Annotated in this window: 17 protein-coding genes; 10 read left to right on the top strand and 7 right to left on the bottom strand. The window is 59.4% G+C overall.

Translation table 11 applies throughout. The features are described from left to right. Window positions 1–66: 66 nt before the first annotated feature. Window positions 67–5,103 carry a hypothetical protein gene (locus tag K0H48_RS30350; protein WP_219337841.1) on the bottom strand — a complete coding sequence of 1,679 codons (5,037 nt, stop codon included), beginning with the start codon at window positions 5,101–5,103 and terminating at the stop codon, window positions 67–69. 450 nt (window positions 5,104–5,553) lie between these two features. On the opposite strand from K0H48_RS30350, the gene K0H48_RS30345 reads away from it, so the two are divergent. After that, window positions 5,554–6,966: an amino acid permease gene (locus K0H48_RS30345; protein WP_138816665.1), complete on the top strand. Its 1,413-nt coding sequence runs from the start codon at window positions 5,554–5,556 to the stop codon at window positions 6,964–6,966. A gap of 46 nt (window positions 6,967–7,012) precedes the next feature. Here K0H48_RS30345 and K0H48_RS30340 read toward each other — a convergent pair whose 3' ends face one another. Continuing rightward, on the bottom strand, window positions 7,013–8,137 hold the full coding sequence (locus K0H48_RS30340) for an OpgC family protein (RefSeq protein WP_219337840.1): 1,125 nt from the start codon (window positions 8,135–8,137) through the stop codon (window positions 7,013–7,015). A gap of 223 nt (window positions 8,138–8,360) precedes the next feature. Here K0H48_RS30340 and K0H48_RS30335 point away from each other — a divergent pair, with 223 nt between their 5' ends. Genes K0H48_RS30335 through K0H48_RS30325 form a run of 3 tightly spaced genes read left to right on the top strand, consistent with a single transcriptional unit; the run spans window position 8,361 to window position 11,226 of the window. Further along, complete coding sequence (locus tag K0H48_RS30335) at window positions 8,361–8,735, top strand: GtrA family protein (protein WP_219337839.1); 375 nt, start codon at window positions 8,361–8,363, stop codon at window positions 8,733–8,735. Further along, window positions 8,732–9,688, top strand: a complete 957-nt coding sequence (locus K0H48_RS30330) for a glycosyltransferase family 2 protein (protein ID WP_219337838.1) — start codon at window positions 8,732–8,734, stop codon at window positions 9,686–9,688. Before K0H48_RS30335 ends, K0H48_RS30330 begins: the two co-directional genes overlap by 4 nt. Beyond that, a complete protein-coding gene (locus K0H48_RS30325; RefSeq protein WP_219337837.1) occupies window positions 9,685–11,226 on the top strand; it encodes a glycosyltransferase family 39 protein in 1,542 nt (513 codons plus the stop codon). Before K0H48_RS30330 ends, K0H48_RS30325 begins: the two co-directional genes overlap by 4 nt. A gap of 14 nt (window positions 11,227–11,240) precedes the next feature. Here the strand turns inward: K0H48_RS30325 and K0H48_RS30320 are convergent, their stop codons facing one another. From K0H48_RS30320 to K0H48_RS30305, 4 genes are read right to left on the bottom strand one after another with little or no spacing between them, the layout of a single operon-like run. Next, window positions 11,241–11,537 (bottom strand): cupin domain-containing protein, encoded by a 297-nt coding sequence (locus tag K0H48_RS30320; protein ID WP_219337836.1) that lies wholly within the window; start codon window positions 11,535–11,537, stop codon window positions 11,241–11,243. Between the two features lie 60 nt (window positions 11,538–11,597). Beyond that, window positions 11,598–11,882: a putative quinol monooxygenase gene (locus K0H48_RS30315; RefSeq protein ID WP_219337835.1), complete on the bottom strand. Its 285-nt coding sequence runs from the start codon at window positions 11,880–11,882 to the stop codon at window positions 11,598–11,600. A gap of 12 nt (window positions 11,883–11,894) precedes the next feature. Further along, window positions 11,895–13,514 carry an FMN-binding glutamate synthase family protein gene (locus K0H48_RS30310; RefSeq protein ID WP_138816652.1) on the bottom strand — a complete coding sequence of 540 codons (1,620 nt, stop codon included), beginning with the start codon at window positions 13,512–13,514 and terminating at the stop codon, window positions 11,895–11,897. A 29-nt stretch (window positions 13,515–13,543) separates the two neighbouring features. Next, window positions 13,544–14,308 (bottom strand): LuxR C-terminal-related transcriptional regulator, encoded by a 765-nt coding sequence (locus K0H48_RS30305; RefSeq protein WP_219337834.1) that lies wholly within the window; start codon window positions 14,306–14,308, stop codon window positions 13,544–13,546. Between the two features lie 93 nt (window positions 14,309–14,401). Here K0H48_RS30305 and K0H48_RS30300 point away from each other — a divergent pair, with 93 nt between their 5' ends. The 6 genes from K0H48_RS30300 to K0H48_RS30275 all read left to right on the top strand — a co-directional run bounded on the left by K0H48_RS30300 (window position 14,402) and on the right by K0H48_RS30275 (window position 19,695). Beyond that, window positions 14,402–15,223, top strand: a complete 822-nt coding sequence (locus K0H48_RS30300) for a carbon-nitrogen hydrolase family protein (RefSeq protein WP_219337833.1) — start codon at window positions 14,402–14,404, stop codon at window positions 15,221–15,223. Between the two features lie 188 nt (window positions 15,224–15,411). Then, window positions 15,412–16,737: an APC family permease gene (locus K0H48_RS30295; protein WP_219337832.1), complete on the top strand. Its 1,326-nt coding sequence runs from the start codon at window positions 15,412–15,414 to the stop codon at window positions 16,735–16,737. Window positions 16,738–16,837: 100 nt separating this feature from the next. Then, entirely contained in the window at window positions 16,838–17,110 is a 273-nt protein-coding gene (locus K0H48_RS30290) for a type B 50S ribosomal protein L31 (RefSeq protein ID WP_058421518.1), read from the top strand. Between the two features lie 167 nt (window positions 17,111–17,277). Next, window positions 17,278–18,618 (top strand): HD domain-containing phosphohydrolase, encoded by a 1,341-nt coding sequence (locus K0H48_RS30285; RefSeq protein ID WP_219337831.1) that lies wholly within the window; start codon window positions 17,278–17,280, stop codon window positions 18,616–18,618. Between the two features lie 166 nt (window positions 18,619–18,784). Then, window positions 18,785–19,195, top strand: coding sequence for an NUDIX domain-containing protein (locus K0H48_RS30280; RefSeq protein WP_219337830.1), 411 nt, complete (start codon window positions 18,785–18,787; stop codon window positions 19,193–19,195). Further along, the gene (locus tag K0H48_RS30275; RefSeq protein WP_219337829.1) at window positions 19,189–19,695 is read left to right on the top strand and encodes a GNAT family N-acetyltransferase; all 507 of its coding nucleotides are present in this window, start codon (window positions 19,189–19,191) and stop codon (window positions 19,693–19,695) included. Before K0H48_RS30280 ends, K0H48_RS30275 begins: the two co-directional genes overlap by 7 nt. Window positions 19,696–19,824: 129 nt before the next feature. Here the strand turns inward: K0H48_RS30275 and metR are convergent, their stop codons facing one another. Then, a complete protein-coding gene (gene metR / locus K0H48_RS30270) occupies window positions 19,825–20,742 on the bottom strand; it encodes a transcriptional regulator MetR (protein ID WP_056858838.1) in 918 nt (305 codons plus the stop codon). Window positions 20,743–20,759: the final 17 nt, after the last annotated feature.

Genomic DNA, 20,759 nt, shown 5'->3' with positions numbered 1-20,759 from the left:
CGGCATTGGCAAAACGCGGCCAGTCTACAGCGGGGTTGGCCTCGGGTCGGTCGGGGAAAAATGTGTTTATGGCAGCGGATATTTCATGCTGCTCTCCAGTATGTTCAGCCAGATCGGGTCATTGGCCGGTGCCCAGCGACGGACCACGCCATCATGGAAAAACACTATCTTGTCCTCCAGGTACCAGACGGTCATTTTTATCTTCAGTTGCCGCATATAGTCCTGCGCCGCACACGTAATGGACGCCCAGGGGTCGCAGATATGCAGGTTCGCCCAGTCGGCGCCCTGGAAATCCAGGGTCTGGGTCAAGCCCGCAGGGACCGTACCCACCACCACAAAGGTATGGCCTCGGCAGTTCCACACATGAGCGACACCGCCATTGGTTCGGATCATTTCACACGCCACATGGGCCATCTGGTCACAATTGCCGGCACCGGTCTTGAGAATGACCTCGGTGTAGTTCGGGTGACCGACCTTGCTGTACTCCCATATCACAACGGGTTCGGCTTCTTGCAGTCGCAGGATTTCATCCGGGGTCGCTCCGACGACGTTATTGGATCTCAGGCCGGTTCTCTTCAGCATCGCCTGGGTACTGGCGTTGGCTTGCTCGGCGAGGTACTGATTGTGCTGGGTGCCCAGGCCGGGGTTTGGCGGCCAGATATCCAATTGGACCGGGCGCGAGGCGACACTGATGTCCAGGCGCCGCCCCTGATCCGAGGCATTGAGCAGCAACTCGCGCTGTTTCATGACACTCAGGGTGCTGGCCTTCTGGCGGATTTTCTCGATTTCGGCAGGCAAAAAACCGCGCTTGCTCAACTGTTGGTACAGGACCTCCAGGGTTGGCAGTGTCACCAGTGGTTGATCGGGAATCATCCCGCCAGCGCGTAAAAACTGCATTTTGCTGTCGCAATAGGCCCTGATCAGGGCTGTATCGTCCCCGCCCTGGCTGAAATTCAAATGGTGAAATTGCAAGGTGTCGGCGCCGCTGGGCGTTGCGTTTGCCCGGTAAAAAGCACCCACATCGGGCTCGGCCACCCAGTAAGGCGTTGTCGTGTTGGGAAGGGTGATCTCCAGCGCCCGGAGGGTTCTGCGGTCATTGATGAGGTTCACCAGCCCGTCGATTTCCACCACTTGGGTTTTACGGGTGAGCAGGTTGTCCAGGTCGTCTTCGGGCAAGCCGAACTGCGGCTCGTTGTCTATGCGCCTGCCGCTGACCTGCGGTTGGTAGATCAATGCTGAGCGTTGCGGGTGAGGGGTCAGCTCGAAGCTGTCGTAGTGCGGGGTGACATCATGCACGCTTCGGTAATAGACCAACTGGCGTTTGTTGCCATCGATCATCGGCGCCGGCTGGATGCGAATATGGTCGAGCGCCTGGACTCGGCGTTTATGAATCGAATCCTTAAAGGCGTACAGCCTTTTGCTGAAACAGATGAGGGGCACCCCCGGGCTGCGCTTTGCTCTGTCGACGGGGCAGACTGTGTCGAAGTGGTCGGTGAGCTTGGTAGGGGCCGCAGAGATGAGTTCGTCCAGGTGGCTGGGTTGTTTATGGGACAAACGCCAGACGCGGTCTTGGTCCAACACGTCGGTCGCGTCGGCGCGTTGGATAAGCAAGGGCGTTGTGTTGAAAAAGGGTTCGACAACGAGCGCCTTGTAGCCGTCGGCGAAGCTGACCGGGGTAACGGCCATCGTGGTGTCCAGTTGCAAGCCTTCCAGCGCAGGACCGTACGGCCTTGCACTGAAGGGGTCAAAGGCATGCCAGGCGTTGGCGCGCCTGATCGCCAACAGAGGCGTCAGCCCCTCAGGGTGCATCAGAATGCCAGGCCTGACATCGGCGCGATTGATCAGCCGGGCGTAATCCATCGTCGTCCCATGGGCCAGACGTTGCTGGGCCTGACGCAGTGCGCCCGCCAGTGCCCGCTGGCCTGAGTGGTTTAACCTGGCCAGGCCATGGGCCGTCAGGCGCACCAACGATGGCACCGCCTCCAGTGGGTTGAGCAACTCATTGAAAAAGGTGGCACTGAGTTTGGTCAATTGCAGCAGTTTCAAATAGGTTGGTGCGGGTTTGATCAGGCGGCTCCAGCCGCTGGTAATAAAACCTTTGGTCGGCATGATCAAGCCAAGCATGTCGAAGAAACAGGCGAGGGTGCCATCGAGCACACGCTTGATTTCCCCTGACGCGAGGTCGTGGCCGCAGGTCCAGAAGGGTATGAGGCCCAGCAGCGCCTCTAACAACTGCTCGCTGTTTTTTTTTCGCTCCTCAAGGGTAGTCAAGCCTTTGGCCTGGGCCACCCAAATATCGATATCGATGAAAAAGTGGTGCTTGACGATTGTGCTCGCCAACGTGAGGTTTCTTGGCGAGTCGAACACCAGCGGACGGGCCGTGGCCGGGAGCCCCGCGAAATGCCAGAGTCGATCCACGATAACGGTGCAATACCTGCCAGGTGTGGGTGGGTGGCCTTTGAAGTAGGCGTCCTCATCAATGGCCAGGCGACTGCCCTCATGCAAATACGCAATCGGTCGTGCGCTGTGGGGGGGGCCGGTGGTGACTTTGAGTGGGCGGCCTCCCAGTTCCAGGGTGGCGGGAAGGCGGGTGTTTTGTCGCACTTGATTGAGCAGGGGAAACAGTTCGTAGTCATGGAAGCTGTTGCCTGCCGTACAACGCAGGATGAAGCCGAACCGGCCGGTACGGGCCATTTTCTCTCCGGGACCTTCATCGATCTGTGGCTTGCTGGCGGCTTGCCTCACCACAAGCAGTTGTACCGCCCCCTCGTGTAAGCGCTTGCGGTCGGCCAGGGGTAGCTGCGACAGCAGGTAACTGATCGCTCGGATATAGGCCTCTTTGAGTCGTTGGGTGTAAGCACCTGCGGCGTCGCTGAACAGCGCGTTGACATCGCGCAACTGGCCAAAGTTTTTTTTCAGCAGGGTGAGGTCGAGTTCGGGCTCGGTTGAGCGCCATATATCGTCAATGGGTTGCAGGTGGCCACCCATATGCAGATCCACCAATGACTGAAGCTTTACGCCCGTGGTCGGTCTGTAGGAGGGGAGCCGAGAGGGGCCTTGCCCTTCTTGCAGGCATTTTTTCTTCAGCCCGCGGTGGGTGGGGAAGACGCGCTTAAGGTCCATCAACGCCAGGCTGCGGCGTGTGATGAGCTTGCTGCGCATGGATTCGGCCGCTTCGTGCAAGGTCTTAATACGGGCTTTCAGGCGTTCTTTGACGGCGTCGATTTCATCGGCTCGATAGGTCTGCGCAGGTTGCAGTTCGCCGTGGACGGTTGCCCAGTCGATCAGCGTGGCGGTGGCGTAATGCTCGCGCCACAAACGTTCCTGGTCCGTCGCCGGCTCCTGGGTGGCAAGGGCGATGATGTCGTTGAACGCCAACTGTCGTGTTGAGCCACAGGCGAGCGCTTCTGCCAGCATCACGCCTTGTTTGAACAGCATCCAGGCGTGGGACGTCATGAAGTACAGCGAGTCAGGGATGCCTTGCACCAAAAACTCCGGTGCGACACCGGCCAGCAACAGGTGTGCGGCTAACGCTGTGGTTTGAGACGTAGCAACAGCGGCATCAATCAGGTGCAGCTCAAGTGAGCGGCGCAGCTCTGCATAACGATGCCCATGGTAATCGCTGTGGTTCAGGTTCAGGCCGGCGAGGGTGTATCGCGCTTGTGCGGCCTGTGGGTCGAGATTGAGGATCAGCGCGGCAAGGACCAATGCGTCTCGACTGGCGTTGCTGGTCGCTTCACCGGGGGCGTGGCCAAACCAGCCTACGGCGCCGAGCAATGAGTCGGCCAGCTTCTGCGCACGGGGAGCGGCAAGCAGTTGTTGCAGTTGTTCATCCGGTGGCCCTGGCGGCAGATCGGCAGCCAGCAGGTTGAACAAACCGAGGCTGGGTTGTGGGACGAACGCAGCGCTGAGTTGGATCACCTTGGCGCGTTGTTCGGTTGAAAGGGTCAGTGCCCCCGGTAGTGGCATACCCAGGGCTTCCCAGTAATTGCCCAACTGAGGGTTAGCAAGCCGGGTGGTTTCGAGGCGTTGTCGATGCTGCCGCAAGGCGACGTCGGAATGCGCCAGATCACTCACGGGCGGCACCGGCACCGGTTCGCTGTGCCGCAGTTGTTCCATCAGTTCCCAGGCCGCCTCGCGATTATCCGGCAACGGCAGGTCGTGCAAGCTGAGCAACTGTGCGAGGCTGAACTGGCCGTCCTGATGGACGAACAGGTTCATGGCCGCAGCGCAGGCTTGCAAGCGTTCAAGGCGATCGCCCAGGGGCAGCTGCGACAGCTGCTCATGGCTGATGACTACCCGTTGACCCCAGGGGCCGGCGCCTGTGATCGAGTGTTGCTGGTGGTCAAATTCGTACAGACCGGGGGTCAGTGCATGGGGGCGAGTCAAGGCCAGAAACTGCGGATGCTCAGTGATCTCTCCGAGTAATGTTGCGGCGATCTTCATGGTCTCGGCCCAGAACGAGCCGCCAGTCAGCGGGAAACGGCAGCGATACACACTCAACAGGTTGAATGTGCGTTCGTCCAGGTCGTCTTCGAAGATCTGTGCGCGCAGTGCATTGGCTACCGCGTGCAGATCCTGATTCAGTCGCTCGAACGCGTCCGCGAGCGCAGGTTCGGTCCTGCTCAGTGCGTCAATCAGCACGCCGCGCTCGGCAAGCGTAGTCGGTTGGGGGTAGCCGTGGAACCGCAGCACCTGGCGGGCGCTCAGTGACAGGTTCGCGGCAGGATAGGCCAGGCCGATGGCCTCAGGGTCGATGATCTGGGCGATGGCCCGGATGGGCCGCGCGAGCTGCTGCCAGCCGCTGGCATCCTCACAGGTGAAGGTGGCATCGTTGGCATACAGAGTGCCGTTGCGCACGTTCACTTCCATCGGGTTGAAACGCCGCTGCCCGGCCCAGGCCACGAAAGAGGGGTGGCCGAGCGCTTGGCGATAGAGCCCGAGCCAGCAGCCGAGGGCGCAGTGGGCCGGCACCGGGAGTGGGTCTGCGGGGGCGTAGGGTTGGGTCTTGAGGTGTGCGATTAAGGTGCTCAGCATTTGCCGATCGCCGTTCTGGCGCTGGGATGGAGTCGGCTGCTCATGCGCGGTGGTCAATTCAGTCATCCATGAAGTCTCGTTGAAGGTGATGACAGAGCGTGCCGGTTGTGGGCGCAGTCTTCACCGGGACCTTTCGCCTTTTTCCATGGTTTGTATCGCTATGGCGTGAAAGCCTTGAGATAGAGCCCCTCACAGTGACCATTGGGCGATGGTAGGGGCATGACGACGCACCTTGGCTGTGCAATACTCGCCGCCGTTTCGCCCCGTGGCCTTTCACGCGGGATCAGGTAATGCCCCTCCATAAACCGGCTTTTTCCCGCGAAATACCGCTGAAATTGGTGTGTTTTATAGTGAAAGGCCCTGTGTCGAGGTTTTTATACTGCACGCCCCGCTGATCTTGCCCGGCAAGAAGGGCCCGCCCATGAGGCGGTCCGGTTTCGACAAGGGCGCAGGCTTACCGGCCTGCACCCTGGAATCTCGACGGGCAATCCAATAACAAGATGAGGTTGTACCCTTATGCCAGTCGGCAACCCACTGCCCCATGGCGAGACCGCTCAAGGCGGCCCGCTCAAACGCGAACTCGGTGAACGGCATATCCGCTTGATGGCGCTCGGCGCCTGCATCGGTGTCGGCCTGTTTCTTGGCTCGGCCAAGGCCATCGAAATGGCCGGCCCGGCAATCATGCTCTCGTACATCATCGGTGGCCTGGCTATTCTGGTGATCATGCGCGCCCTCGGTGAGATGGCCGTGCATAACCCGGTGGCCGGCTCGTTCAGCCGTTATGCCCAGGATTACCTCGGCCCGTTGGCGGGCTTTCTCACGGGGTGGAATTATTGGTTCCTGTGGCTGGTGACCTGCGTGGCGGAAATCACTGCCGTGGCGGTGTACATGGGCGTCTGGTTTCCCGACACGCCGCGCTGGATCTGGGCCCTGGCGGCGCTGATCAGCATGGGCACGATCAACCTGATCGCCGTCAAGGCCTTTGGTGAGTTCGAATTCTGGTTTGCGCTGATCAAGATCGTCACGATTATTGCCATGGTGATCGGCGGGGTCGGCATCATTGCGTTTGGCTTCGGTAACGACGGTGTGGCCTTGGGTATTTCCAACCTGTGGGCCCACGGCGGCTTCATGCCCAACGGCGTGCAAGGCGTGTTGATGTCCTTGCAGATGGTGATGTTCGCCTACCTGGGCGTGGAGATGATCGGCCTGACCGCCGGTGAAGCGAAGAACCCGCAGAAGACCATTCCGAGCGCCATTGGCTCGGTATTCTGGCGCATCCTGCTGTTCTACGTCGGCGCACTGTTCGTGATCCTGTCGATCTACCCATGGAACGAGATCGGCACTCAAGGCAGCCCGTTCGTGATGACCTTTGAACGCCTGGGCATCAAGACCGCCGCCGGCATCATCAATTTCGTGGTGATCACCGCCGCGCTGTCGTCCTGCAACGGCGGTATCTTCAGCACCGGGCGCATGCTCTACAGCCTGGCGCAGAACGGCCAGGCGCCGGCGACTTTCGGCACCACCTCCAGCAATGGTGTACCGCGCAAGGCGCTGCTGTTGTCGATCTTTGCCTTGCTGTTGGGCGTGCTGCTCAACTACCTGGTGCCAGACCAAGTGTTTGTGTGGGTGACCTCCATCGCCACTTTCGGCGCGATCTGGACCTGGCTGATGATCCTGCTGGCCCAGCTCAAGTTCCGCAAAGGCCTGAGCCCGGCCGAAGCGGCGGGCCTCAAGTACCGCATGTGGCTGTACCCGGTCAGTTCCTACCTGGCGCTGGCGTTCCTGGTGCTGGTGGTGGGCCTGATGGCGTACTTCCCGGATACGCGCGTGGCATTGTATGTAGGGCCGGTGTTCCTGGTACTGCTGACGGTGTTGTATTACGTGTTCAAGTTGCAGCCGACCAATGCTGCGGCACGCTCCGTAGCCTGACGGCCTGGCGCACAACAAAAAGCCCCTTGATCGGGGCTTTTTGTTTTCAGACGGCGGCCATGCGTGTCGATTGGTCCAGTCGTTTGTTGAACTCCAGCCAGGCGCCCAACATCGCCATCAAGCCAACGCCCACGAGCGCGGTAAAAATCTGCATGGCAAAGGCATCACCGGCCATGGCGTTGACCATGTCCGCCAATGGCGCCAACAACACGCCAAGGCAGAATACTTCCAGCGAAAAGCGGCCCATTCGGCAGGTCTGCTGTGCCAGCCAGTTTTGCGTCCAGGCACGCCCCGGCAACAGTTTGGCGGTGACATAGGCCAAGGCCAAAAAATGCAGCAGACGCACCGGTGACAGGTCGGTCTTGCTGATGGGGTACAACAGTTCACTGAGCGCGGACGGCATCCATGCGTCATGCACGTCGGGCCAGCGCCAGCCGATCGTGATCACGCCGGCCATCAATGCGTAGGTCGCCGCCATCATGAACAACGGCTGCCGCAGCAGTGGCCGATTGTCCTGCGCGCGGGGTTGTTGCCCATGAATCGCCGTCGCGCCGCCCAGCACGAACAGGAACTGCCAGGTCACCGGGTTGAAGTACCACACCCCGTCGGCAATCGCTGCCAGGTTCCAACCCAGGTGTGGCGCCAGCAGGTACACCGCCATCGATACCGCGACCACCCACCAGGTTTTGCGCAAGAGCAACGGCAACACCAGTGGTAGGCCGGCCAGCAGCACGATGTACAAGGGCAACGGGTCCATCAGGTTAGGCTTGAAGCGCAGCAGCAGTTCATCCACCAAGGCTTGCTGTGGTTGTGTGACAAAGTGCGTCAGGCCCATTTCCTGCACCAGGTCGCGGGTTTCCACATGGCTGTTGGCGAAGAACACGATGCCCATCAGCATCGCCAGCAAGAAGATATGCACCACGTAAAGCACCCAGGTGCGCCGCAGGATCTTCAGGCAGGCCATCCAGTAGCCTTCGCGTTGCAAGACCTTGCTGTAGGCCAGCACTGAGGCATACCCGGCAAGGAATACAAACACTTCAGCGGCGTCGCTGAAACCGAAATTACGCAGGGTGATCTGGCCGAGTGGGTTGTGGGGGACGTGATCCCAGAAGATAAAGATCAACGCCAGGCCCCGAAAAAAATCGATGCGCGGGTCGCGTCCGTTCAGCATGGCAGCGGGCTCTTGAACAGGGGGTTTAAGTCATGACAGGCGAATGCGCGTGTTGTCACACGCCGCACGTCGGGCGGGCGCAGGTTGGCGGTATTTGTAAGCAATTGCAAAGGCTGGGTATTACTGAATGTCTCCACGCGGTGGGCGGGCTACCTGTCAACTTTGACAGTAGACGCAATAGGCGCGCCATGGCTTGCTGGGCCAGCCGCCACAGGACAACTTTATGCGCCGAGTATGGAAGGGATTCTCCAGCTACACGGTCATTGGTATCGCCAATACGGTGATCCATTGGCAGCTGTTTTTTGTGTTCAGGGTTGCATTTGAGATGAGCCAGGCGGCGAGTAATTTTCTCGCCTTCGCAGCGGCGGCATCGCTGTCCTTTTACATGAATGCGCTTTACACCTTTTCCATACCACCCTCGCTGCCGCGTTATGGGCTGTTCATGCTGTGCATGGGCGGCTTGAGCCTGCTGGTGGGCGGGCTGGCTGATCGCTGGAGCATGCCGGGCATTGTCACCGTGCTGGTGTTTTCGCTGGTCAGCCTGGTGTGCGGGTTTTTACTGTCGCGCTGGGTGGTGTTTCGCGAGCGAGAGCAATGAGGATCTCGCTGGTGGTGCCGCTGTACAACGAGGAGCAGGCCGTGGATGGGTTTTACCGCGCGGCTCGGCAGGAGCCTTTGTTGCGCAACCATACGGTCGAGATTGTGTTTATCAACGACGGCAGCACCGACGGCACTGCCGAACAGGTCCACGCGCTCGCCATGATCGACAGCGACGTGATGTTGATCAACTTCTCGCGCAACTTCGGCAAGGAAGCTGCCTTGTTCGCCGGGTTGGAGTACGCCACGGGTGACGCGGTGATCCCCATGGACGTGGACCTGCAAGACCCGATTGAGGTTATCCCGCAACTGCTCGACCAATGGCAAAACGGCGCCGATGTGGTGTTGGCCAAACGTCGTAACCGCGCCAGTGACGGTTATCTCAAGCGCCACAGCGCATCACTGTTCTACCACCTGCTCAACCGCATCGCCTACACCCACATCGAGGAAAACGTCGGTGACTTCCGGCTGATGGACCGCAAGGTAGTCGACGTGATCAAGGCCCTGCCCGAGCAGCAACTGTTCATGAAAGGCGTGTTGTCCTGGGCCGGCTTTACCGTGGTCATCGTCGAATACGACCGCGCCCCACGCGCCACGGGCCAGAGCAAGTTCAACGCCTGGAAACTCTGGAACCTGGCACTGGACGGCATCACCTCGTTCAGCACCTTGCCGCTGCGGCTGTGGAGTTATATCGGCGGGTGTATTTCGCTGGTGGCGTTGGTGTATGCGGGTTTTTTGATCGTCGACAAAGTGTTGTTTGGCAATGACGTGCCGGGGTATCCGTCGCTGATGACGGCGATTTTGTTTTTGGGTGGGGTGCAGCTGATTGGGATTGGGATATTGGGGGAGTATGTGGGGCGGATATACATGGAGGCTAAGCATCGGCCCAGGTATGTGGTGAAGGATGTTATCCAGTATGACCGCCCGGCGCGCGCGTCAGGGAGCGGACGATGACTCAGCTTAAGCCAGAGGGTACAAGGCATTTTGCGATATTTCTGTTGATCACTGTGCTCGCGGCCGGTATTCGGTTTTACGCAATCACGGATGCTTATGTCTGGTACGACGAAGCCTTTAGTGTCTGGATAAGCGCGTTGTCACCTGAAGCTATCTGGTTTCACACCGGAAGAGATGTTCACCCACCTCTCTATTACCTGCTGCTTCACTATTGGATGGAGGTGTTTGGAAAAACACCCTTATCGATCCGGAGTCTGAGTGCCATCGCCGGTACGTTGACGGTCCCCTTGGGAGTGCTGATGGCGCGCAGCGTCTTCGGTTCTCGAGCATCATTGGTGTTCGGGCTGTTTCTGGCGCTGTTACCGATGTCGGTTCGATTGAGCCAGGAAGCCCGAATGTATGCAGTGGAAGCTATGTTTCTGATGGGCGCGACACTTGCATTGATCTATTGGATGAGAAAGTCAGCGCAATATCGTTATTGCCTTTTGTATGCCTTATGTATGACGGCCGCACTTTACACACACTATTACGCGGTGCTTGCTGCTTTGGTACATTGGCTGTACTTGATTGTGCTACGCGTGCATCCCTCAGTGAAGGCACCACACGTTACAAGCACTGTGTGGTGGATGTGTAATGCGCTGGTAGCTATTGCTTATGTACCTTGGCTATTTAGTCTGTTTGATTTAATAAGGCACTACGCGAAAATAGAAGAGGTCGGCAGCGTGGCGTGGTTGGCAGTAGGCAACTTTTATACTTTACCGGACACTGTGTGGCGGTTTTTTACGTTGCTATCCCCACAAGGGGCTTTGCGGGTAGGATACTGGTTGGTGCCCATAGCAATGATGGTGGCGACTGGATGGGTAGTCTTTCAGGACAGGACCAAGTATCGGCTCTCCATTCTGCTGACGTTTTTTTCTTTTGTGCCTATGCTCGTGCTGTTTTGCCTTTCATTGTTGATGCCAGCTTATCTGGAGCGGTATGTGGCTTTTTCCGCTGCTGGGCTGCCTTTGCTACTGACGGGTGCGATAGTGGGTCTCGGACGCACGCATGCGGCAGTTTCCGCACTATTGTTTTTTTGCGTTATAGGTTTGGAACTGATTGGGTTAAATGCTATTTACAACCAAGACAGTGAAGTGGGCTATGTAAAAAGCGGTCAAGCAGTACGTATGGAACAGGTGTTTAATTACATTCGTGATCATCGGCAAAAGACCGATATGGTTGTGGTGGGAGGAGGTTTTTTTTATTTTAGCGCAGCTTTTTATAATGGTTCCGATAAAGGCTTGTATCTGTTGGATGAATCGTTTGGCAGAGAAAAGCTGAGTCGGCCAAATGGGTATGGAGCATCCACTCTTATGTTAGATACTTGGGATGAGCACTTCCTGGTCGACCCTGACGGTGCGCCTAACAGCGCTCGCAGAGTGTGGTGGGTGACCGGCAATCCAAGCCTGGACGTACATCACCCTTACCGTGGCAAGAGGCTGGCGATCGACTATTTGCCGGCGGGGGACCTTGAGCTGCGTCTTTACCAAGCGCTTTAGCGATGCCGGTTTACCTACGTATCGACTATCACCAACGTGCCATGGCTCCCAGCAGCTACGGCATGTGCAACCCCTGCTTCCACAAGGTACATCTGTCCGGCATTCACCCAGACCGCCTGATCACCGACGCTCAGGCGCAATTGACCGTCGATTACCAACAACCCCTCATTGTAGTCATGGGTTTCCTCTTCATAAGCCTGCTCATCCATACGCAACACCTTGATCCGCGCCGGGCCGACCTGGCCCAGTCGCGTGGATTTCCAGCTGTCGGGCAGTTGCGCGGCAATGGTGCTGAAGTCGAGTAACGGCATGTGAAGCTCCTTGTTTCAACGATGCCGTCGGTGGTCCGGTTCAGCAGGGAGTAAGTGTTTTCAGAATGCATCCATCAACAAGACACGGCAGGGTTTGGCCTGGTACTCGTTGATTTTCGGCACCAGCCGGGTGAAGTGTTCGGTCTGGCAATGCGCGTCCAGCGCCGCCTGGTCGGGCCACAGCTCGATAAAGATGAAGTGCCCTGGGTCTTTTTGATCGATAAACAGATCGTAGGCGATGCACAGCGGTTCCAGGCGGTTTTTCTCCACCAGTTCGGTGTACCAAGGGCGCACGGTGTCCAAGTGTTCAGGTTGGATAAAATCTTCAGCGATGACTTTCAACATGGCCGGCATCCCTTACGCAGCGGCCACTTCATGCGGCTCAAAACTGTCCGCCCGCGCCATCTGCCACATGCGCGAATAGAACTCGCCGTTCACCTCGCCGGTGAGCAACTCGCCAGGCTTGAGGAACACATGCAGCTGCGAGAACAGTTTGATTTCGGTCGCCGACATGCGCCGCACCAAATGCTTGGCCGACAGTTGCGACGGATGATCCAGGCCGGCGGCGGCGAGCATTTCCGCCAAGGCGTGCAGCGTGTTGCGGTGGAAGTTGAACACGCGCTGGGCTTTGTCGGGCACCACCAGCGCACGCTGGCGCAGCGGGTCTTGGGTGGCTACGCCCGTTGGGCATTTGTTGGTGTGGCAGCTTTGCGATTGGATGCAGCCGATGGCAAACATAAAGCCGCGTGCCGAGTTGGCCCAGTCGGCGCCGATAGCCAGCACGCTGGCGATATCGAAAGCGCTGACGATTTTGCCGCTGGCGCCCAGCTTGATCTTGTCGCGCAGGTTCAGGCCCACCAGGGTGTTGTGCACAAACAGCAGGCCTTCACGCAACGGCACGCCGATATGGTCGGTGAACTCCACCGGCGCGGCGCCGGTGCCGCCTTCCTTGCCGTCGACCACGATAAAGTCCGGGAGGATGCCGGTTTCGAGCATGGCCTTGGCGATGCCCATGAACTCCCACGGGTGGCCCAGGCAGAACTTGAAACCCACCGGTTTGCCGCCGGACAGTTCACGCAGTTGCGCGATGAACTGCATCATCTCGATGGGCGTGGAAAACGCGCTGTGGCGCGACGGCGAGATGCAGTCCTCGCCCATCATGATGCCGCGCGTCTCAGCAATTTCCTGGGTGACTTTGTGTTTGGGCAGGATGCCGCCATGGCCGGGTTTGGCACCCTGGCTCATCTTGATTTCGATCATGCGCACTTGCGGGTTCTGCGCCTGCACGGCAAAACGTTCCGGGTCGAAGCGGCCGTCGCTGGTGCGGCAGCCGAAGTAACCGCTGCCCAGTTCCCAGGTGAGGTCGCCGCCGTTTTCGCGGTGGTAAGGACTGATGCTGCCTTCGCCGGTGTCATGGGCAAAATTGCCGAGCTTGGCGCCTTGGTTGAGGGCACGAATCGCATTGGCGCTCAACGAACCGAAGCTCATGGCCGAGATGTTGAATACCGAGGCCGAGTAGGGCTGTGTGCACTGCGGGCCGCCGACCATCACGCGAAAGGCGCTGGGATCGCTGAGCGGCGCGGGGCGCATGGAATGGCCGATGAACTCGAAGCCCGACTGGTACACGTCGATCAGGGTGCCGAAGGGTTTGTCGGCGGTTTCGTTCTTGGCGCGCGAGTAGACCAACGAGCGCTGAGCCCGGGAGAAGGGCAGGGCGTCGCTGTCGGATTCGAGCAGGTATTGGCGAATCTCCGGGCGGATGGCTTCCACCAGGTAACGGATATTGCCCAGGATCGGGTAGTTGCGGCGCACCGCATGAGGGCTTTGCAGCAGGTCGAAAAGGCCGATCAGGCTGAGGACGCCGGTGACCAGGGTGATGGGCCACAGCCACTCATGTTCGATAAAAGGCAGGCTGGCGAGGGTGAAAATAACGCACACGGCAAAGAAGGCGTAACGGCTTAATAACGACAGGCTCATACGGGTTTCCTTGGGTTCGGACTCATCGGCTAGGCGTTTTGCGCCTGAAGAAAGATCGAGAACAGCTCCGACTGGGATTTGATCCCTAGCTTGCTGTACATGTGTTTCTTATGGACTTTCACGGTTTCAACAGAGATTTCCAGCTTACGGGCGATTTCCTTGCTGGAGCAACCGCTGAGCATCAAACGGCCTACATCCAGCTCGCGGGCGGTGAGTTGTGCGCCCCAGTCATCCTTTTGAATCGGCGGTTGCGGCGCGCTCACCTGGTTCAGTTCATGGGGCAGACGCTGGCGCAGCAGGCTCAACACCCACGGCTGGATCAGTGACAGCAGGGCAATTTGCTGTGGGTCAAAACGCTGTTTCGAACCCAGCGACAGGCACAGGGTGCGCCGGTCCGGCAGGTGGCAATTGAACTGGATTTCATCGGCCACCACGTTCAGGCGAAAGTAGCGCTGGTAGTACTCGGTCAGCTCGAAATGCTCCGGCGCCACTTCCGCCAGGCGCAACAGGCCGGTGTGCGCGTGTTCGCGGCTGGCGATGTAGAACGGGTCGAGCAGGTACAGGCCGTTGAGGTAGTCCTGGAACAGATGGTCCGGCGTGCCGTCGGCGCCTGGGCATTCGGCGAACACCAGCGGGCGGTGCTCACTGCTGAACAACAAGGCGACCCAACTGTCGGACGGCACGTATTGGTCCAACAGCCGCACAAGCTGGGTCCAGAAATTCGGCTGGTCCAGGGCGTCTATCATTTGCCCCACCGAACGGTGCCAGGCGATGTCTTGCAGCGTCATGCTCATCAATCTACCCCTATCGGGTTACCTCGGCCGCGTAATTCCCTGGCCGGTGTTGGCTGCGCATACTGCGGCACAGATAAAGAACAAGGAATACCCATGAAGGTCGAATTTGCCCAATTGGCAGGCCGCGATAACGGTACAGCTTACAACCTTGAGCGCGCCTTGGCGGCCATTGCTGCGTGCGCTGCCGACACGCAACTGATCGTCTTCCCGGAAACTCACCTGATGGGTTTCCCGTCGGCCGAGACCGTCGCCGCTATTGCCGAGCCGGTAGACGGCCCCACCGTACAAGCGGTTATCCAGGCCGCCAGTGCGCGCAATATCGCCGTGGTCATCGGCATGGCCGAGCACGACGGTGGCCAATTCTATAACACCACCTTGCTGATCACGCCCGATGGCATCGCCCTGCGTTATCGCAAGACTCACCTGTGGGCTTCGGATCGCGGCGTGTTCACCGCCGGTGATCGTTACGCCACGTGCCTGTGGAACGGCGTGCGCGTCGGCCTGCTGATTTGCTACGACATCGAGTTCCCGGAAACCGCCCGCGCCCTGGCGCAGTTGGGCGCCGAACTGCTGATCGTCACCAACGGCAACATGGACCCTTACGGCCCCACGCACCGCACCGCGATCATGGCCCGCGCCCAGGAAAACCAGGCGTTTGCGCTGATGGTCAACCGGGTCGAAGAAGGCGACGGCGACCTGTTGTTCGCCGGTGGCAGCGCCCTGGTGGACCCGATCGGCACCTTGCTGTTTGAGGCAGGGCGTGAGGAAGGGCAATTCACCGTCGAGCTGGATCTCGACCAATTGGTGGCGGCTCGCAAGGACTACCGCTACCTGGATGACCAGCGCTTGAAATTGCCCGGCGAGGTGATTGAGCGCAGCGATGGGACGCGCGAACTCCTGATCCCCCGGCACTGATGATCGTTCCCACGCTCTGCGTGGGAATGCCTGCGGTGACGCTCTGCGTCACGACGTTCAAGAGCCGACGCAGAGCGTCCTGGGCTGCATTCCCACGCGGAGCGTGGGAACGATCAATAAGAACAATGACTCCTGCTTCACCGACTTCAGTTCTGCCATAAATCTAATAAATCAGCGGAGAATCGCTCATGGCTCGTTTGCAACGCACCCTGTCGTTAGGGTCGGTGGTGCTGTTTGGCATCGCCTATATGACGCCGATCATTGTGCTCGGCACCTTCGGCATCCTCGCGCAATCCACCGGCGGTATGGTCCCGGCCGCTTACCTGGCAGCGCTGGTGGCGATGTTCTTTACCGCCATGAGTTATGGGCGTATGGCCCAGGCTTTCCCCGTGGCCGGTTCCGCCTACAGCTATGTGCGCAAAGCCATCAGCCCCAAGCTGGGTTTTATCGCCGGTTGGGCGGTGTTGCTCGACTACCTGTTCCTGCCCATGGCCATCTGGCTGATCGGTGCTGCGTACCTGCATTCGGCATTCCCGGCAGTGCCGCAGTGGGTTTGGGTGCTGGCCTTTATTGGTGTCACCACAGCAATCAACATCATCGGCCTGAAGCTCGCCAACGGTATCAACGCGCTGCTGATGCTGGTGCAATTTCTGGTGCTGATCGCGTTTGTCGCGTTGTGCATCCACTACATCGGCGGTGACGCGAGCAAGCCATTGTGGACACTTGCCCCATTCTTCAACGGCCAGATGCATATGCCGCTGATCATGAGCGGCGCGGCCATCGCCTGCTATTCGTTCCTGGGCTTTGACGCGGTCAGCACCCTCACCGAGGAAACCCGCGACCCACGCCGCACCATCCCACGGGCGATCATGTTGATCACCTTGATCGGCGGCCTGATCTTCGTCGGTGTCTCGTACTTTGTGCAGATCGCCCACCCGTCGTTCGAATTCGCCGATGTGGATTCGGCGGCCTACGAGATTGCCCGCAATGTGGGCGGTGACCTGTTTGTGTCGATCTTCCTGATCGGCCTGATCGTCGGCCAGTTCGCCTCAGGGTTGTCGGCCCAGGCCAGCGGTTCGCGGCTGTTGTTTGCGATGGGCCGCGACGGCGTGTTGCCCAAGTCATTCTTCGGCACCTTGCATGCGCGCTTCGGCACGCCGGTCAACAGCATCCTGTTGTGTGCGGTGGTGGCCTTGCTGGCGTTGAAACTCGACGTGACCACCTCTACTTCATTCATCAACTTCGGTGCGTTCCTGGCGTTCAGCCTGGTGAACCTGTCGGTGATCTTTCATTACTGGATCGGCGCCAAAGAGCGCGGTGTGCGTGAGCTGATCCTGTTCCTGGTCTTCCCGACCATCGGCCTGTTGGCGGACGTGTGGCTGATGGTCAGCCTTGATCACTTGGCGATTTACCTGGGCGCGGTGTGGTTGGCGATTGGCCTGGTGTATTTGGGCTTTCTCACGCGCGGTTTCTCGAAACAACCACCGGAAATGGACTTCCAGGAAGCGGCATAGAAGCAGCCGGCCTATTCTTATTGCAATCGGTTCTCGTTTGGGTGCATGATTCGTGTTACTGTATAACACTTAAATTGCACCCAGACGCCCCGGAGGCCTTATGAAAGCTGGTATCCATCCCGACTATCGCACCGTGCTGTTCCACGACACCGCCGCCGACGTGTTCTTCCTGATCGGCTCCACCGCTGACAGCGATCGCACCCACACACACAGCGACGGCAACACTTACCCGTATATCCCGCTGGACGTCTCCAGCGCCTCGCACCCGATCTACACCGGCCAGCAGCGCAAGACCCAGGTCGAAGGCCGGATTGCCGGGTTCAACAAGCGTTTCGCTTCGTTTGGGTCGAGCCCGAAAAAAGCCGAGGCGTGAGGCGTTTGTGTTTCACCTCGAAGGCCGCTGCCGTTTCTGGAGCGGCTTTTTTTGCATTGATATCGTAACGCCATCACTTTTCCGAGAAACCGACTAAACTACTCGGTAAACGCCAGGAAGGCAGACCCAGACCATAAGGACCGCACACCGACGATCCGAGGTGTCCCATGGGAGAGTCCGTTACTTTCACCGATGCCGCCCGCCCCGTAGTGCTGTTGATTGACGCCCATACGGACGTATTGCACAGCCTCATGCAGTTGCTGCGCCTGGAACCCTTCGAACTGCACAGCGCCACCTGCGCCGCCGATGCCCTGGCGCTTCTCGCCAGCCAACCGATCGACCTGGTGATGAGCGCCGCACGCCTGCCGGACATGGACGGCGCCTCGCTGCTGGCGCATATCCACCAACACTACCCACACACCGTGCGCCTCCTGCTGACCGGCGAGACCGACCTGACGCTGATCATCAAAGCCATCAACGAAGGCCAGATCTACCGTTACCTGAGCAAACCCTGGAACGATGAGGAATTGCTGTTGGCCCTGCGCCAGTCCTTGGCTCACCAGCATTCCGAGCGTGAACGCGGGCGCCTGGAACAACTGATCCAGCAGCAGAACGATGAACTCAAGCAACTCAACGCCAGCCTGGAAAAGCGCGTGGCCTCGCGCACCAGCGAGCTGCAGCAAACCGCCGACATGCTTGACCTTGCCTACGAGGAGCTCAAGCACAGCTACGCCACCGGCACTGAAGTGTTCTCGTTGCTGGCTAACCTGCGTCTGCCGCGCGCCAAACAAACCAACCGGCAGATCATCGAACTGGTGCGCACCTGGTGTGTGGCCCACGGCGTCGATGAAGCGAGCAACCGCGACCTGACCATGGCCGCCGCGCTTTACAACATCGGCAAGCTGAGCTGGAGCGACAGCATGATGGCCTCGCCTTCGGACCTGCTGCACAGCAGCGACCGTGAACGCTATCGCGCCTATGCCACCCAAAGTGAATCACTGTTGATGACCCTGGAGCCGATGAAAGATGCCGCGCGGCTAATCCGCCATCACCAGGAGCGCTGGGATGGCAGCGGGTTTCCCGACCATCTCAAGGGCGCAGCGATTCCCGCCGGTTCACGCCTGCTCAAACTCGCGGTGGACTTTATCGAGCTGCAAAAAGGCCTGATCCTGGAGCGCCAGATGAACAGCGACGAAGCGCTGCTGTATATCCGCAAGTACGCCGGCAGGCTGTATGACCCGCTTATGGTCGAAGACTTCGTGCTGGTGTGCGCCACCTACCTCAATGACGTGACGCTGGGCGACCCCAGCGTGAAAGTGCTGGGTACCCGCGAGCTGGCCGAAGGCATGGTACTGGCGCGCAACCTCAATGCCGACAACGGCATGTTGCTGCTCAATGCCGGCAAGGTGCTGAACCTGCCGTTGGTGGACAAGTTGATTGCGTTCGAGACCATGGAAGGCGCGCGCTATAGCGTATTTATCAAAGAAGACGCGATCATCCCAGGCTAAACACAATCAAAAATGTGGGAGCGGGCTTGCTCGCGAATACGGTGTGTCAGTCATTACATCTGTAACTGACACACCGCTTTCGCGAGCAAGCCCGCTCCCACAGTGGATTGCGGCGTGCTTGTGACCGTGTGATCCTTGCGTCTTTACCTTCAAGGAAGACTTTTGCATGACCTCCACCATCCGCATCGCCGCCGCCCTCTTGATCGGCAGCGACGGCCAAACCCTGCTGGTACGCAAACGTGGCACCCAGGCGTTCATGCAGCCCGGCGGCAAGATCGATGCCGGTGAGCAACCTGTCGAGGCGCTGGCCCGTGAGCTGTACGAGGAACTGAACCTGCGTATCGCCCCGAGTGACGCCGTGTACTTGGGCAACTTCTCGGCGCCTGCCGCCAACGAGCCGGGTTTTACCGTGCAAGCCGAGCTGTTCCGAGTACACATCGACGTGCCGGTGACGCCTGCGGCCGAGATTGAAGAAGTGCGCTGGATCGACCCGGCCGGTGAGGGTGGTTTGCACCTGGCGCCGTTGACCCGCGATTTGATCCTGCCGTTTTATCGAAAGTCGCTCACCGCATGCTGATTCGCAGGCTGGAGGCGAATGACGCCGAGGCTTATCGGGCGGTGATGCTGGAGGCTTACGGCACTTATCCCCAGGCGTTTACCTCCAGCGTGGCGGAGCGCGCGCGAATGCCGTTGAGCTGGTGGGAAAAGCGCATTGAGAGCCCGCTGGATCATGTGGTTGGCGCCTTTGAAGGGGGCGTCTTGGCCGGCATTGTCGGCCTGGCCTTTGAACCTCGGGAAAAGGCCCGGCACAAAGTGACGCTGTTCGGCATGTACGTGACCGAGGCTTATCAGCGCAACGGCCTGGGCCATCAGTTGGTGGAGGCAGCGCTCGATGCCGCGCGACGCCAGCCGGGGGCCAAAGTGATCCAACTGACTGTCACCGCCGGCAACGCCGCAGCCTTTGCGTTGTACCAGCGCTGCGGTTTTATTCAGTACGGCCTGGAGCCGTTGGCGGTGCGGGTGGGGATCGAGTATTTCGACAAGATCCACCTGTGGCGTGAACTCAGAGCCGACTGAAATTCCATAGGGGAACCACAGTTCTGTGTGGGAGCTGGCTTGTCGAATCGTCGCACCGCTGCGATGGCATCAACTCTGTGTACCTGACACACCCAGGTGTCTGCATCGCAGGCAAGCCAGCTCCCACAATTAACGCACGGCGCTGACGCCATCCAGGGTCGAAAACGACGTGTCTTTGGCCGTCAGCAAGAAGTCGCGCATGTATGGCGCATCGAGCATGTCCGCACGGATCCCCGCATACAACGTCGCAAACAAACCCTTCTCGCCCAAACGCTTGGCTTTCACATAACCGCGCGAGCTGTATTCATGCAGCGCCCAATGCGGCATGCCGCACACGCCGCGGCCGCTGGCAACCAGTTGCATCATCATCACTGTCAGCTCCGAGGTGCGCACCTGGGCAGGTTCCACGTCGGCGGGCTCCAGGAACCGCGTGAAGATGTCCAGGCGGTCGCGCTCCACCGGATAGGTGATCAGGGTTTCGCTGAGCAAGTCCTGCGGCACGATGTACGACTTGTTCGCCAACGCATGCTGGTTGGCCACGGCCAGCATGGCTTCGTAGGTAAACAGCGGCACATAAGTGATGCCCGGCAGTTCCAACGGGTCGGAGGTCACCACCAGGTCCAGGTCGCCACGTGCCAGGGCCGGCAGCGGCGCGAAAGCAAAGCCTGAGGCCAGGTCCAGCTCGACTTCCGGCCAGGCGTCGCGGAACTGGTCGATGGTCGGCATCAGCCACTGGAAGCAACTGTGGCACTCGATAGCCATGTGCAAACGCCCGGCGGTGCCACCGGCCAGCCGCGCGATGTCGCGCTCGGCGCCGCGCAGCAAGGGCAGGGTGGCATCGGCCAGTTGCAACAGGCGCAAGCCGGCGCTGGTGAAGCGCAGCGGCTTGGTCTTGCGCACAAACAGCGGCATGCCCAGGCGTTCTTCCAGTTCCTTGAACTGGTGGGACAGCGCCGATTGCGTCAGGTGCAGGCGCTCGGCGGCTTCGACCAGGCTGTCGGCTTCGCGCAGGGCGTGCAGGGTCTTGAGGTGGCGGATTTCCAGCACGGAGGCCTCCATGAATG

It is taken from the genome of Pseudomonas sp. Xaverov 259 (assembly GCF_019352915.1).
Taxonomy (GTDB): Bacteria; Pseudomonadota; Gammaproteobacteria; order Pseudomonadales; family Pseudomonadaceae; genus Aquipseudomonas.
This window is presented reverse-complemented; position numbering and strand designations above follow the sequence as displayed.